8 protein-coding genes are annotated in these 16,778 nt (G+C 49.7%); 2 read left to right on the forward strand and 6 right to left on the reverse strand.

The features are described from left to right. Positions 1-14: 14 nt before the first annotated feature. A complete protein-coding gene (locus NC796_RS00185; protein ID WP_310681122.1) occupies positions 15-3,374 on the forward strand; it encodes a DUF5107 domain-containing protein in 3,360 nt (1,119 codons plus the stop codon). Positions 3,375-3,419: 45 nt separating this feature from the next. Beyond that, on the forward strand, positions 3,420-6,290 hold the full coding sequence (locus tag NC796_RS00190) for a sugar-binding domain-containing protein (protein WP_310681123.1): 2,871 nt from the start codon (positions 3,420-3,422) through the stop codon (positions 6,288-6,290). A 919-nt stretch (positions 6,291-7,209) separates the two neighbouring features. Here the strand turns inward: NC796_RS00190 and NC796_RS00195 are convergent. From NC796_RS00195 to NC796_RS00220, 6 genes are all read right to left on the reverse strand, one after another. After that, on the reverse strand, positions 7,210-8,901 hold the full coding sequence (locus NC796_RS00195; RefSeq protein ID WP_310681124.1) for a GMC oxidoreductase: 1,692 nt from the start codon (positions 8,899-8,901) through the stop codon (positions 7,210-7,212). A gap of 12 nt (positions 8,902-8,913) precedes the next feature. Further along, positions 8,914-9,108 carry a hypothetical protein gene (locus NC796_RS00200; protein ID WP_310681125.1) on the reverse strand — a complete coding sequence of 65 codons (195 nt, stop codon included), beginning with the start codon at positions 9,106-9,108 and terminating at the stop codon, positions 8,914-8,916. A 362-nt stretch (positions 9,109-9,470) separates the two neighbouring features. After that, positions 9,471-10,916, reverse strand: a complete 1,446-nt coding sequence (locus NC796_RS00205; protein WP_310681126.1) for a c-type cytochrome domain-containing protein — start codon at positions 10,914-10,916, stop codon at positions 9,471-9,473. Between the two features lie 269 nt (positions 10,917-11,185). Next, on the reverse strand, positions 11,186-12,106 hold the full coding sequence (locus NC796_RS00210; RefSeq protein WP_310681127.1) for a TIM barrel protein: 921 nt from the start codon (positions 12,104-12,106) through the stop codon (positions 11,186-11,188). A gap of 309 nt (positions 12,107-12,415) precedes the next feature. Further along, positions 12,416-13,903 (reverse strand): DUF1501 domain-containing protein, encoded by a 1,488-nt coding sequence (locus NC796_RS00215; protein ID WP_310681128.1) that lies wholly within the window; start codon positions 13,901-13,903, stop codon positions 12,416-12,418. Between the two features lie 12 nt (positions 13,904-13,915). Further along, positions 13,916-16,663: a DUF1553 domain-containing protein gene (locus NC796_RS00220; protein WP_310681129.1), complete on the reverse strand. Its 2,748-nt coding sequence runs from the start codon at positions 16,661-16,663 to the stop codon at positions 13,916-13,918. Positions 16,664-16,778: the final 115 nt, after the last annotated feature.

The raw sequence follows: 16,778 nt of genomic DNA on the forward strand, positions 1-16,778 counted from the left end.
CGAAAATATTTGTCATGGAAAATCAGAACTCGGTAAACGTCTGGGAAGAAACAATTACAATTCCCACTTATCCCGTGGGGCAGCCGGATACTAATCCGATGTTTTTTGAGAAACGGGTCTATCAAGGCAGCAGTGGTGTCGTATATCCCAATCCCATTATTGAAAAAATATATGACGATAAAATTGACCAGTCCTATACCGGCCTGTTCCTGGAAAACAGGTACTTGAAAATAATGGTTCTACCGGAAATCGGTGGACGTGTGCAGATGGCCTATGACAAGATTAAAGAGCGCCATTTCGTATATCACAACCAAGTTATTAAGCCTGCGCTCGTAGGTTTGCTGGGTCCCTGGATATCGGGCGGTATTGAATTCAACTGGCCCCAGCACCACCGCCCCAGTACGTTCCAACCCATTGATTATACGATTGAAGAGCATGAAGACGGCTCCAAAACGGTTTGGACAAACGAGATCGAGTTGATGTTCCATACCAAAGGGATGGCGGGATTTACCCTGTATCCCAACAAAGCGTACCTGGAAATCAATGTTCAACTTTATAACCGGACCAAACTCCCACAGACATTTTTGTGGTGGGCCAATCCTGCGGTGAGTGTGAATGATCACTACCAGTCGGTATTTCCACCGGATGTCAACGCCGTTTTCGATCACGGAAAACGGGATGTGGCCACTTTCCCTATTGCCAAAGGCACCTATTACAAAGTCGACTATTCCCCGGGCACCGATATTTCGAAGTATAAAAACCTCCCGGTGCCTACTTCCTACATGGCTATTCAGTCTAATTATGATTTTGTCGGCGGGTATGAGCATGACACTGAAGCCGGGCTCCTGCATGTCGCCAACCATCACGTGTCTCCTGGGAAAAAGCAGTGGACCTGGGGAAATGGCGACTTTGGCAAGGCTTGGGATCGCAATCTAACAGATGAAGACGGTCCCTATATCGAACTTATGACAGGGGCGTATACCGACAATCAGCCGGATTTCTCCTGGCTTATGCCACTGGAGGAAAAGGCATTCTCCCAATATTTCATGCCCTACAGGGAGCTTGGAGTGGTTAAAAATGCGACTAAAGATATACTACTCAATATCGAGCCGACCAGTGATACACAAGCAGAAATAAAAGTACATGCCACCTCCGAAATACCTGGTGCGCAGGTTAAACTGTGGATTGATGATGAGATCGCGTTCATGGACAGCTTTAATCTCAGCCCGGAATCTGTATATGAGGTAACAACGGAGCTGGACCATAAGATCACAGTTGATAATTATGTGTTGACCGTTTGTGATTCCGACGGCAGCGAACTGATTCGGTATGAACCGGCCACCAATCGGGAAGAGGAGATCCCGGAACCGGCAAAACCCGCGAAGCAGCCCGAAGAAATTGAGAGTATCGAACAACTCTACCTTACGGGCCAACACCTGGAGCAATATCGCCATGCCACTTACCGGCCTGAGCCCTATTACAAGGAAGCCCTCCGCAGAGATCCCACCGATATCAGAAACAACAATGCGCTGGGCAAGTGGTACCTGCGGCAGGGACGATTTGAAGAAAGTGAAAAATACCTGAGAAAAGCGATTGAAACGCTCACCGAACGAAATCCCAATCCCTACGTGGGCGAACCGTATTATAATCTTGGAATAAGCCTAAAATACCAGGGACGTATTGAAGAAGCTTATGCGGCTTTTTACAAGTCCACCTGGAACAGCGCCTGGCAGGACAGCGGGTATTTTTCCCTGGCAGAAATAGACCTGGCTCGCGGGGACTTTGAACAAGCCCTTGAACATATCAACTGGTCGCTGGACCGCAATGCCCGTAACAGCAAGGGATGGACGTTGAAAGCCGCCATCCTTCGCAAAATGGGGGAATATGAAGAGGCACTTGAAACTACTGAGACCGCTATTGAACGTGACCGGTTTAACCTTTCGGCCTATTATGAACAGCATTTGATCTGGGAAAAATTGGACAAAGATGAAAAGGCTGATGCAGCACTGGAGAAGTTTTTAGAGTTATCCCGAGAGTTTGTTCAAAATCTTATTGCGTACGCCCTGGACTACTCCTCAGCTGGATTATTTGATGAGGCTATATCACTGCTAAAGCATGCGATTGATGACAACGAGACTCACCCGATGGTCTTTTACTACCTCGGGGGGGGTCACCTAAAAATGGGGAAAAAAGATAAAGGCCTTCAGTTCTACCAAAAGGCCGCACAAGCAAATCCAGCATACTGCTTTCCCAATCGCCTGGAAGCCATTCCCGTGCTGCGTGATGCCATGAAACGAAACAATAAAGACGCGAAAGCTCCATATTACCTTGGCTGCCTGTTTTATGACAAGCGCCAGCACAAACTGGCCATTGATTACTGGGAGACCTCCCGAGATCGGGATAACTCATTCCCCACCGTGCACCGCAACCTCGGTATCGCCTACTTCAACAAACAGGAGGAGCCGAATAAAGCGATCCAGAGTTTTGAAAAAGCCTTTTCTCTTGATGAGTCGGACGCCCGGGTGTTCATGGAGCTGGATCAGCTGTATAAGCGCACTAACAAAGATCCACAAGAACGGCTTAAGTTCTTGGAAGAGCATATGGAGCTGGTTGAATTCCGGGATGATGTGTACCTGGAACGGACCGCACTCTATAATTTCCTCGGGGACCATCAGAAAGCTTATGATCTCATCATGGATCGAAAATTCCACCCCTGGGAGGGCGGCGAAGGAAAGGTATCCGGCCAATATGTCTACAGTTTGACCGAATTGGCAAAGATCGACATCAAAAATGGGGCATATGAAGATGCGATTGAAAAACTGCAGCAAGCCCAGACCTATCCTCCGAACCTGGGGGAAGGCAAACTGTACGGTACCCGGGAAAATGACATTTTCTACTGGATGGGAATGGCATACAATGGACTTGAGGATCATGACAAGGCCCGGGCACAGTTTACCAAGGCCACAGAAGGAGATTACCAACCAAGTCCGGCAATATTCTATAATGACCAGCCCCCCGAAATGATTTTTTACCAGGGACTGGCCTGGCAACAGCTGGATCAGCCCCAAAAAGCCAACGAAATTTTCCAACAGCTCGTGGATTACGGGAAAGAGCAGATTCACGAAGATGTGAGTATCGATTACTTCGCCGTATCGCTGCCCAACCTATTGATCTTTGACGACGACCTGGCACTCAGAAACAGCGTTCACAGTAATTTTATGATCGCATTGGGTCGGCTGGGGCTGGGAGCATTTTCAAAAGCAGAATCTCTGCTGAAAGAGATCCTGCAGATAGAGGCGATGCACTTTGGAGCCCAAACGCATTTAAAACTAATCGCCCGGTTCAAGGAGCAACTGACCCCAAATATTTCGTGAACGGTTCACTTGGTTAAAAAACATTTCAATAAAAACTTAAACGCCATGATTATGAAACAATCTGTTCCAACCATTAACCGGCTTGTAAGTTTAGGTATAGCAGCAATTTTAATATTCCTCCCCATCGGCAGTGGGCTGTTCGCCCAGGATAGCATATCACTTGCTGGTCAATGGAAGTTAAAGCTTGATAAGAATGATATCGGATTACAGGAGCAGTGGTATAACGAGCGTTTCTCCGATTCCCAGTCCATTGTTCTGCCCGGATCGATACAAGAGTATGATTTAGGGGAGAAAATATCGACTGAAACGAAATGGGTTGCCACGAGATATGAACAGTTTTTTGAGCTGGACAAATATGCTCCCTACCGGACGGACGATAATTTTAAGTTTCCTTACTGGCTGACCTCAGACACTCACTACCAAGGGGTTACATGGTTTCAGAAAGAAGTTACCATTCCTGAAAACTGGAACAACAAGCAAATAACACTGGAGCTTGAACGCCCTCACTGGGGGAGCATGGTATTTGTGAATGGTCAGAATATGGGTGCGGACAGCAGTCTTGCGATACCACATCGTTATGACCTTTCGGAGGTGCTCTCGCCCGGCACGCACACCTTGTCGATCAGGGTTGATAATAGAATATTGTATGATATCGGCCTAAACTCTCACAGCATTACCGAACATACACAGTCGAACTGGAACGGCTTGGTAGGCGACCTGCTGCTGAAGGCATCAGACCCGGTGTTTATTTCTGAAGTGCAGGTTTATCCTGATGTTGAGAATAAGCAGGCCCGTGTCAAGGTTCATATAAACAATATTACCGGGAGCCCCCAGTCGGGAAACCTGCAGCTGCGTGCCAGATCAGTAAATGCAGAAGAGGAGCAAGTTCTCCCTCCTGCCCAACAATCGTTCACTGTTTCTGAATCCGGAGTTGTTGAACTAACCTATTCGATGGGTGATGACCCGCTGTTGTGGGATGAGTTTAATCCGCAATTCTATGCGTTGGACGTCAACCTGGAAAGCGGCTCTTCTTACACAGATACCTATTCCACTGATTTCGGCATGCGCGACTTCACTGTGGAGGGCGCGCGGTTCCACATTAATGGCCGCCCAATATTCCTGCGCGGTACCCTGGAATCCGCAATCTTCCCTGAAACAGGTTATCCTGCAATGTCTAAGAAAGAATGGGCGCACCATTTTGAGGTAGCAAAACAGCATGGGCTGAACCATATCCGCTTTCACTCCTGGTGTCCCCCGAAGGCCGCTTTTGAGGCTGCAGACGAGCTCGGGATTTACCTGCAGGTGGAGGCTTCCGTTTGGGTTAATCAAGGAGCCACCCTGGGTGACGGCAAACCGGTCGACCAGTTTGTGATTGATGAAAGCAAGCGCGTCATGAAAGAGTATGGCAATCATCCCTCTTTTGTGATGTTTGCCCACGGTAATGAGCCCGGGGGTGACAATTATGAAGCGTACCTGGCTGATTTTGTCTCGATGTGGAAGCAAAAGGACAACCGCCGGGTGTACACCAGTGGTTCCGGGTGGCCGGCGATAGATGAGAACGAATTCCACGATCTACCCGATCCGCGGATTCAGCAGTGGGGCGAAGAACTTAATAGCGTGATCAACGGTACGCCCCCGAGCACGGACTGGAATTTTGAGGAAGATATCGCTGAATATGATATACCAGTAATTGGTCATGAGATCGGGCAGTGGACGGTGTACCCGAACTTCAACGAGATGTCGAAGTATACCGGCGTGCTGTATCCTCACAACTTTGAGATATTCCGGGACTTCCTTGAAGAAAACCACATGTTGCACCAGGCACACGACTTCCTGATGGCCTCGGGCAAACTGCAGGCGCTTTGCTACAAAGCCGATATCGAGGCCGCACTTCGCACTCCGGGTTATGCCGGCTACCAGATGCTGGATCTGCACGATTTTCCGGGACAGGGAACGGCGCTCGTCGGCATTTTGGATCCGTTTTGGGACGACAAGCCCTACATCAATTCGGAGGAGTTCAGCCGGTTCAGCTCTCAGACGGTGCCCCTGGCAGTTATGGAGAAACGAATTTTATCCAATACCGAAACCTTCAGGGCTGAGCTCGAGATCGCCCACTTTGCCGAACATGAAGCAGATGATATCCCGGTGCGATGGAAAATCACCAACAACCAAAACCGAATTTTGGCTTCGAGTGAAACGGTCCGGGATCTTCCCATTGGAAACAACATTAAGGCCGGAACCGCCTCCCTGGATTTGTCTTCTTTTAATGAAGCCCAAAAGCTGAATCTCTCGGTTTCCGCTGGACACCTGGGAGAGAATGACTGGGACTTCTGGGTATTCCCGGAAAACGTGGATACGGAATCATCTTCTGACATTATTGTAACTAAAACCTTGACCCCGGCTATTGAGCGCAAGCTACAAGATGGGGCGAAGGTACTCCTCCAGGTAAATGGAAAACTTAAAGAGGGTAAGGGCAAAGAAGTTGTGGGTGGATTTTCCACCGTCTTCTGGAACACGGCCTGGACCCTGGGACAGGCTCCGCATACCATGGGCGTGCTGGTTGAACCCACCGATCCGCTTTTTAAAAATTTCCCGACGGAGTACCACACCAATTGGCAGTGGTGGGATATCGTGCACGACGTGCATCCCATGGTGTTAAACGACTTCCCTGCTGACCTCACGCCAAAGATACAGATGATCGATACGTGGTTTGAGGCCAGGAAACTGGGACTTCTTTTTGAGGCAACGATTGGAAAAGGGAAACTGGTAGTCACATCCATCGATTTTGAGGATGACCTTGACCAAAGGCCGGCTGCCCGCCAGTTATACCACAGTTTGCTTGAGTATATGGAGAGCAGTGACTTCGATCCGGATACACCGGTCAACCTCAGTCTGATTGAAGAGCTGTACGAGTAAATCATTCCTGCTGAACGCCAAGATCGACCTTTCCAGCGGCTTGGCGTTCAGTTTTTTCTATAGCTGGGCGTAATTATTATTAATCTTTCATCTCCTTTCCTCAGGGCCTCTTAAGGGTGACTATAGTCAAATAGATAACGTCAGGCAGTCAAACAGGCTATGTCAGGCAGTCAAACAGGCTATGTCAGGCAGTCAAACAGGCTATGTCAGGCAGTCAAACGGCCTGCTCTGGTCGTGTTTTTTCTTAGACGAAGTGTCACCTTTGCTCCTTCAGCAATTTGGGCGGGGAGCAGGCCGTGTTTTTATGCAGTTTTATTGAACTCAGGTGGAATTAAGTAGCGCTTGCTCAAAAATCACTATGGCCCTGCTCTGGAACGTTCCCCGCTTTTATGCAAACAGGCTACGGGGATTCTCTGGACTCAGGGTGACATAACCATTTTATGTCGCCTTGTCCTTGCCGGCCTTGTAAAGTGGACCGCCCGGAAGGAAACGGAGTGAAGCATGAAGAAAAAACCTCGTCTGGTTCAAGTTTGTAACTTGGACCTTTCAACACTTGAAATGCTTTAAGGGCACAAGTTGCAAACTTGCGCCGGTTGTGAGAAGCGTAAAGAAAAAATCTGTGATTGTTTTAGCGGAACGCAGTGTTATTTACTCAGCTTGTGCTATAAAGCCTCGTGCGAAGTAGTAGCGGTGATTTTTTTGATGGGAGTTCTTTAGTCCGACTCCCGGCGGATTTTTATCACTAAAAAAATGAATACCTCAACGGGAATGGGACTCCAAAACTTACCTTCAGTTTACCAATGGAGATTTTTTTTGAAGCTGATGAGATGATAACTCAGGATTTTGACATGGCGAATTGTATTGTTAACAGAATTATACTCAAAGCTTCTGTCTTCCCCCTACCGAGCGGCAATCTATACTAGATGCCTTCGACAATTTTACGACAAATAGTCAAGCCAGTAAGGACTGGGTTTGCCGAGCCCACCGCAGGGAAGATCGATTGGTCTAATGCGTAAAGGTTCTGGAATTCGTGAAAACGACCATTGACGTTTGTGACAGAGTGCGCCGGATCGTCTCCCATCCAAAGCGTTCCCGACTCGTGGAAGGTTGAGCCAAGACTATCGCGGAATGATCCTGCTGGGCGCGGATTCGTCGTCCACTGGCCGTCGGCCTGCTGAAACTCAATCTTGGACGGATCGTCCACAAGGGCTTGGGCAAATTGGATCGCCCGTCCATCCATTTCGTCCCAAAAAGCGGCATCCTCTGCCCGCAACACCCAGTGAGCGTAAAGCTTGGGCAGGGTTTGACCCGCAACGATATCAAATTCGTATGGCGATAGATCGCACCAATAGGTGTCCGGGCTGTAAATCGGCTGATCAGGGAAGCCTTTCATTTCGCCCACGGTAAGAATACGAACCGTAATCCAATCCGATTTTTGTGCTGCGAGCATTGCTTTGAGGCTGTCGAAGTCGGGTACCATACGGTAAAGTATCGATTCGACGCGGTGAGTGTTATCCGCCGCCACCAGCACTTGGAAGTGGTAACGCCGGCCATTGCTGTCGCCCTGGACGTGGAACGCCGTGGGCTGCAGGCTGGTCCCCAGCTCAAGGCCTAGCTCCGAACGATGAACGCGGACGTTGAAATTGCTCCTCAGGTGCGCCATGAGGTTTCGACCGACCAGACCACGGGATGGTCCCTGAGGAATTGAGTTCAATACCAGGCGCGTAGTTTCCATCGATCCCAAACCCAGCAAGACGCGCGTTTGCGGGGTCACCGGGATTTCCGAGTAGTTTTGATCGCGCCCACGGGCCAGCTGGATTGCACTAACCTGGTTACCTGTAAACCGCATGCCGAACGCCCGCGCTCGCGGGACCAGCATCAGCCGCCGCGCTTGGTTGTTCACCGGCCCGGCTTCCGCAATATCACCTCGTACCGCATCAATCAGGGTAATTACGCTGCTGAAGGCGTCGAAACTATAAAGACCCGAGCTCGGGGCCTTTGATTGCGCCGCAATTGGGGCTATATCGCTGCTAAGGTCGCTGAAATTGGGGTCTGAAGCAAGCACTGCGTTAATGTGAGCACTAAATTTATCTGCCAGATCCCCGTAAATAAAATCTTCTCTCGGCGTCACTCCAATCTCCCGTTCCACCCGGTCATAGTTTTCCCGGAGGTAATTCGCGGCTTCAGTCGGCCAATTTTGAAGATCTGCCTCCGTAAGTTGGGGAGACCATTTTCCCCATCCAAGCGATTTTCCTCCTACACAGTAATAATGGCTCACCGCAGCGTGCTCGTGGGGAGCTACGTAGGGCTGGCCACTAACCGGGGGAAAAATGTCGTAGCCAATTCGCGAAAGGTTCTGAACGTGTTCTGAGATCAAGAATGGGCCAGCCTCGAGCAAAAGAATGCGCAAATGTGGTTTTTCCGCCCACAATTTAGCGGCGGTATAGCCGCCATACATGCCCGAACCGATGACAATGACGTCGAAGTGCCCGCTCGAGAGGGCTTCTTCCAGGGTATTGCAGGAGAAGCGGCCGAGAACGTCAATGGATAAATCGGTCTGCTGTATCGAAACTGGGTCGTTGGAATTGGGATAGAGTCGGTTGAGTGGCATAACTTGAGGTCTTTAGTGGTAGTTAGTGAGACGCAGCACAAACGCAGCCAGGGTTAACGATGGATTGGCGTCTTTGACCATAGTTAAGGAGTCTTCCCATGCAACTTGGTTGCCGGAAGCATACTGAAAAAGTCCGGTAAAAGCTGTATCGTTATAAAAGAAAAGATCCAATAATAATACTGTGAGGTGCTCTAAAAAATATTTCATAGCGATCTCCCATTGGTTAAAGGTAGGCCAACATCTTATCGGGGGCTATCTGTAGACTTGTTAATTACAGTTTACGAATTTAGCTGTTGTTAAACTAGGGTGAAGTTTTAAGAATGAAGTAAAAAAGGTGGCCCATGTGGAGGAAGGAGTGACAAATGATAATATGAACCGGGTTTAAAGATCACAACGACTGACTCCGGTCCATAGAGTTTGAGGTAATTCCCTTCTTTAAGCTCCAACAGCTAAAAAAACCAACTTAGGTTAAGGCGAGGTCAGCCTCTGCATTATCCCAGCGAATTTGTTCATACAAAAAGGAACACTCTGCAACGGAGAACGGCTGTGACTTTTTGAAGATACCCCAGTTATTCTACTGTATTTTCTATCCCTGCTTCTGCTACGCCAGTAGTATCACTTAACCCCAGGTTGATCTCCAGTCCCGGTAAGGCGTTTTCTAATTCCCGTGCACCCGCTTGTGTTACCCTGGTCTGCCACACAAAAAGATTTCGTAAATGTGGCAGTTCTTGCAGTTGCTTAATGCCTTCATCCGTCACGTTGGTTCCATACAAGTTCAGAAGTTCCAGGTTGGAAAGACCGGTAAGATGGGTAAGTCCTTCATCAGTAACCTCCGTATTTTGCAGATGTAGCCGTGTCAGGTTTGAAAAATCCCCCATGTCAGCAAGGGCCGTATCAGAGATGATAGAACCTCCCAGGTCAAGCCATGTTATTTGCGTTGATACTTCTTGTAAACCTGTAATCAACGAGTCAACAGACCTATTTTGCGGGACATCAACCTGCAGCCAATTACTCCCGGTTGCTACTGGTCGAATATGTATACCCTGCCTCTCCAGGTCATCCAGCACCTGCGCTTTTGCCGGCGCCACTTGGGAAGCCAGTAGCTTTTCAGCGGGACTCATATTGGCCTGTGGGTCGACCAATGTATTAAGTGCTGACTGTATCTCCTCCGAGACCTCAACCTCGGCCACTTTCTTATCAAACGGGGCTCCGCTGCTGACCCACCATTCAAGTAGATCTTTGTGAGCATCCGTTAGGGGACGCTTCCCCTCTGGTGGCATATGGTCGTCGTGCGTTTCGGGCAGAAAAATTCTACGGATCATCTCACTTTCCCTGGCATTGCCTTCCACAAATATCGGTCCGTTTTCTCCCCCCTTCAGCAGCAGTTCCCGGGTGTGTATCTGCAATTCCCCCTTCTTTTTGGTTTCATTATGGCAGGAGGTGCAGCGCGTCTCAAGGATAGGATCAACGATATCATTATAGATCTGTGCTTCCTGGATATTGGTAATCTCTTTAAAGCCTTTTTCCTCCTTTGGTGGCAGTCCGGCCACTGCCCGCAAACCGTTTGGCATGTACTGCGTCAGGTAGTCACTGCCGTGGGTCAATGAGCCTCCATAATGACCTGCCACAGCCAAGGTCAGCATCATAATCGTGAGTAGTGACAGATACGCCTTGTCCAGCATATCCGAAGGAGTTCGGTCGTGCCGCCATTTCAACAGGTATGCACATCCCGAAGCCACAGCCACCCCGATGCCCGACCACTGGTGGGTCGCCAGCATCTCTTCATTATATCCGCCAGCCTGTGCCAGCAAATACCCAAGAACAGCAGCCAGCGCAGCCGATGCCACTCCCAGCAGAAGCACAAATCCAGCCGCCGATCCAACTTTCTCAAATCGCTTGAAACGGGAAGCGATCTCAAGGATAAACGCCATTACCAGGAAGCCAATTGGCAGGTGAAGAACCAGCGGATGAAAACGGCCTAAAAAAAGTACAATGTCAGAAACTTCTTGCTCCATGTGCTATTCGAAAATATTCATCTTTTATATCGAAGATAATACTAGTACTCAATTTCGAAAGTAAGCGAAATTATCTAATGGTTGCTTTTCGCTCATTTTGTCAGGTCATCCCCCTGCACCCCCTTCGAAGGGGGACAACAGAGGCTTAATCATGATCAAAATCAACAATTTTTAACTATGCTTTTTCTGATACTAAGTACTAGCTCAAAATTCTCACCATTAACAACATATTACAATAACAAACCACAAAATTTTGTGAGAAATACGAGCTAGCTATACCGCTCCTTCCACAGATTCAACATATGCGTGTTGATCTCCCACTGGTTCCCCAGCGGTTGACCGGTATAGGGAACGGCCGGCATGTAGGTCGGTGGACCAAACTCGGGCGTCATCGTGAGTCCCTCTCCTTCATTTATCTTTCGTTTTACAACCTCGTCCCACCAACCAAAATGTGCCTCCAGGGCCTGCTCCCATTCCGGGGCACGCGGATCTGAAACTTGTGGGCCCTCTGGGTGTCCAACTCTTGAATGCACGTGATCGGTGCACTCCAACGCCAGCTCTACAGCGTCAGGCTGGTTGGCCAACAACGACTCGTGAACATTACACCAGTGTGAGATGTCCAGCGTCAGGCGAAGCCCGGGAATCTGTTCAATCAACTTCTGCGTGATGTGGGCCGCAAAAAGCATGCGCGAACGATGCGTTTCATGCGATATCCCAATTCCGCTCGACTCCTGTAGTTGCACAGTGTAATCGACAATCTTCCGGTTTTGTTCAAAGCTAAAAAAGTCGCGCCCTGAGTGACAGTTGATGAGCAATGGTTCCATCTCAGCAGCACGATCAATATTTTGCTTGAACTCGGTAAAATGTCCTTCAAAATCGTTGCTTCCGGAACCGACGAGCAATCCGATCTTCAGATCGTAATTACTGGTTACCTGAACCAGCTCATTTTGCTCTTTTCTGCTGCTGGGAAGCCACACCTCAATCCCATCGTAACCAGCCTGTTTAACAGCTTGGCAAAATTCCTCTAGTGTGTCCGGGTAGCCCCACCGCGTTGCCAGGTACGTGATTGTGAAATCATTGGGAATGGTAAAGCCGGGCTTGTTCTCTGTCTTTTTACTGGTCCCACCGACCAGCATCCCCCCGCTGCCCAGTGCTAAGTTTGAAATAAACGTTCTTCGGTCTATTGGCATGCTTCTTTATTGGTTATGAATACTTGTTTAGTGGTTATGAATACTTGTTTATTGGTTATGAATACTTGTTTAGTGGTTAAATAAAAGACTCTCAGTCCACGGACATCGATCCGGATCTTGCGGGGATAGGCAACGCTGGTTTAACTGATCTCTGTATCAACGTTTATGGCCCCTGCGAGATCCTGAGTCAAGCTCAGAATGACTGAGAGACGTTTAATTCAACCGCTATATATGTTCCTATTGTTAGGATGAACTAGATAATTTCTGTTTAGATGACCCGGAAAAAGTGAAAATACTTTGACCACTTTATTACGCCAGTATATCTTTCACCACATGACCATGCACGTCCGTAAGGCGGAAATCCCGGCCCTGGTGGAAGTAGGTCAGCTCCTCATGATTTAGGCCCATCTGGTTCAGGATCGTCGCCTGAAGGTCATGAATATGCACGCGGTCTTTAATTCCGGCATACCCGATCTCGTCGGTCTCGCCATAGGTCACTCCCCCTTTGACGCCCCCGCCGGCCATCCAAACGCTAAACGCTTCGGTATGGTGATCGCGGCCCATAAACGGCATCTCCTGTCCGTCCCGGTTCTCCTGCATCGGGGTGCGCCCGAATTCGCCCCCCCAAACAACCAGTGTCTCCTCCAAAAGGCCACGCTGTTTCAGATCTTTGATCAGTGCTGTCATCGGCTGGTCTACCTGGCGGCATTTATCCCGGAAACCAGCATCTATGCCCGTCTCCTCATTCGTTCCATGGGAATCCCATCCCCAATCGAACAGCTGTACAAAGCGTACGTCCTTTTCCACCAGGCGTCGCGCCAGCAGGCAGTTGTTGGCAAAAGAGGTTTTGCCCGGCTCAGTACCGTACATCTCATGGATATAATCCGGCTCGTCGGAAATATCCATCACGTCAGGCACCGACGTCTGCATGCGAAACGCCATCTCATACTGCGAGATACGGGTCAGGATCTCCGGGTCCCCAACCTGCTCATGTTCCTTTCGGTTGATCTCATTAATCGCCTTGATCGCCTTTTTTCGAAGATTGCGATCGATTCCGTCCGGGTTGGAGACGTAGAGCACGGGATCACCCTTGGAGCGACACTGCACCCCCTGGTAGACCGAAGGCAGGAAACCGCTTCCCCAGGCACTTTTCCCGGCACTCGGGGTTTTCCCTCCGGAAACCAACACCATAAATCCTGGAAGGTTTTCATTTTCGCTACCCAGCCCGTAGGTCACCCACGATCCCATACTCGGACGTCCCAGCCGCGGACTCCCGGTCTGCATGAGAAGTTGGGCGGGTGCGTGGTTAAACTCATCGGTATGCATCGATTTAATTATAGCAACATCATCCACAATGGTGGAAAAGTGAGGTAGCAGATCCGAAACCATAGTCCCGGACTCCCCGCGCTTTTCAAAATTTGCCTGTGGCCCCATCATCTTGGGAACCCCCTCTATAAACGCAAACTCCTTGCCTTCCAGCAGTGACTGGGGACAATCTTTGCCGTGCAGCTTCTGGAGCTCCGGCTTGTAATCAAAAAGCTCCAGCTGCGAAGGCGCACCGGCCATATGCAGGTAAATAATCCGCTTGGCTTTGGGAGCGAAATGAGGAGGTTTGGGATCCAGTGGATGCCTGCTACCCATAGTTTGAGCATTTTCACCTTCTGAAGACGAAAAGGGATTACAGCCGGTCATGGCTGCAAATGCCAACCCCCCCAGTCCCAATGAGCACTTTTTAAGAAAGTGACGTCGGGTTTGAGACTCCAGCTTCCGGTGGCGTAGTTCCTCGAAAATATCCATACTACTGTCCATTTATGATTTAGTAATAAATTCATCCAGGTTCATGATGGCGCTTGACACAATGGTCAAGGTTGCCAGTTCCAGGTCTTTTTTGCCCGTCAACTCCTCCGCAGCCTGGGGATTCTGCTCGAAATGGGCTTTGGTGTCGCGGTACAGGTTCTTTAGCTCTTCCAGTTTGCCCGTTCCGATATCCTGAAACATCGCCAGGTGGTAACCGGTCTTCAGCTGCTGTTCGGTACTCTTGGGAGCTTTCTCAAGTATTCGCTCCGCCAATCCCCGGGCAGCTTCCACATATACCGGGTCGTTCAACGTGACCAGTGCCTGCAGCGGAGTATTGGTATTGACCCGCTGTGCTACACAGACCTCCCGGCTCGGGGCATCAAAAGCGATCATGGAAGGATACGGATTGGTTCGCCGCCAGTAGGTATACAAGGCGCGCCGGTACTTATCTTCTCCTTCGCTTGTTTTCCATTCCAGCCCGCTGTACACGACCTGCCAAAGTCCGTCCGGCTGCGGTGGCATGACGCTTGGACCATACATTTTATCACTTAACAGGCCAGCCACTGCCAACGCCTGGTCACGAACCTGTTCGGCTGTCAGGCGTACACGCGGGCCGCGGGCCAACAGGCGATTGTTGGGATCAAGCTCCCTGAGATCAGGAGTAACATTTGAGGCCTGTCGGTAAGTGGCAGACATCACAATCTGCTTAAGCTGTTTTTTGATGCTCCATTCATGCTGGCTCATAAACTGCAGGGCCAGCCAGTCGAGCAGCTCCGGGTGTGACGGCAGGTATCCCTGTGATCCAAAGTCAGACACGGTTTCCACGATTCCGGTTCCAAACAATTCAGCCCAGAGACGGTTCACCGTCACCCGCGCCGTCAGGGGATTATCTTCGCTCACCAGCCAGCGGGCCAGGCCCAGGCGATTCTCAGGATATTCCTCCGGCATTGGGTTTAAGACGTCGGGAACGCCGGGCTTTACGGTATCCCCGTGGACAAGCCAGTTGCCACGCTCAAATACCCGTGTTGTGCGCTCGTGGTTGCCTTGCAGTTCTACCATAACCGGTGTCTCAATGACCTCATCGGTATTTAGCAGCGTATAAAATTTCTCGCGTGTCTCCTCATAGCCGGGTTTACCTTTGCCCGGCAGCGACTGGTGAAAGAGAACCCACTCAATCGTATTCACATACCCTTCATTACCGGGATCTTTGAACACAAAATAGAGGTCGGTCAGCCCCTCTTGGGGTGTTATGGGGATGGAAGTAATATCAAAACTACGCGGCCCGGCATCGTCCTCAATATCCCAGCGGCCGATCATCTCACCTGTAGGATCCCCTTTTCGTATCTCAACCACGCCACTGGTTTCGTCGGTCCGGTAACTGATAAACATGCGGTCTTTCCCAGTCAGGTCTACATCCTTGATGCGAGCATGACCGCCGTGCTCCACGGCCAGGTAACTGTTGGTAGAGGTAATAGTTCCGTTCTCAATCTGGTCAAATGAATGGGCGTGGATCTTCGGTTCAGCAAGACGAACCAAGTTGGCAAAATCCCGGGCTTTCTCAGTTGATTCTTGTGAATCGGCAGTCTGGTGAACCCATTTTTTAATTTCTTCCAGGCTCTGCTGGTCCTCTTCTCGTTCAAATGTCTTAAGGTTCGGAGCCTCACTGGGGACATCCTCATCGGCCGTGTTGTTGAAGTAAGCGTACGATTTGAAAAAATCTTCATGCCTGATCGGGTCATAGGGATGGGCATGGCACTGCACGCATTCCATCGTGGTTCCCTGCCATATGTTCCAGGTGGTATTCACCCGATCGATAACGGCTGCCACCCGAAATTCCTCGTCATTCGTGCCGCCCTCGTCATTGTTCATGGTATTGCGATGGAAAGCGGTAGCGATTAACTGCTGGTTCGTGGGATCGGGCAACAGGTCCCCGGCAAGCTGCTCTATTGTAAACTCACCAAACGGCTTGTCCTCATTAAAAGCTTTGATCAGCCAGTCACGGTACTGCCAGATGCTGCGGGGGCCATCCTTTTCATACCCTTTGGAGTCGGCATAGCGGGCCAGATCCATCCACATGGCTGCCCATCGCTCTCCATATCCTGGGGAGTCCAGCAGGCGATCCACCACCTTCTCATATGCATCCGGGCTATTATCTGCCAAAAAGTCTTCGAGTTCCTGCTGGGTAGGGGGAAGCCCGGTCAAATCCAGCGTCACTCTCCGCAACAGGGTCTCTTTAGCTGCTCGTGAAGATGGTTCCAGCTCACGCTCCTCTAGCTTTCGGAGTATGAAGCGATCAATGTCATTTTCGACCCAATCGGAGTCTACTTCAGGCGGCGTTACCGGCTGCGGTTTTTGATATGCCCAGTGCTTCCCCCAGTTGGCGCCCTGCTCAATCCACCGGGTTAACAGTTCAATTTTCTCTTCCGGCAACGGGTCGCCCTCGGGTGGCATTCGCTCGTCGGGGTCCGGGTGAGTAATGCGGTGGATCATCTCACTTTCTTCGGGACTTCCGGGCACTATGGCACGTTTCCCGGACTCATTCGGACTGTAGGCTTCCTCTTGAAACAGCATGCTAAACCCACCTGATTTCTTAACCCCCCCGTGGCAGGTGATGCAGTTTTTATTTAGAATCGGCTTAATATCCCTGTTATAATCTGCCGGTTCTTCGTGCGGATATAAGACATACACCCCACAAAAAAGTAGTACAATCCCGGATAACAGGTATATCCCGTATTTTTTGTCTGAAAAGATCCCTAACATGTCATAATCACTTTAATTATCTATAAATCCCATCTATCCCTTAATCTTATAAATAATAAACATATCATAAATAGATTATCCTACCATTGAGATGGACTTTTCTTCTACAATATAT

It is taken from the genome of Aliifodinibius sp. S!AR15-10, assembly GCF_031569985.1.
In the GTDB taxonomy this organism is placed as follows: domain Bacteria; phylum Bacteroidota; class Rhodothermia; order Balneolales; family Balneolaceae; genus JAMQKA01.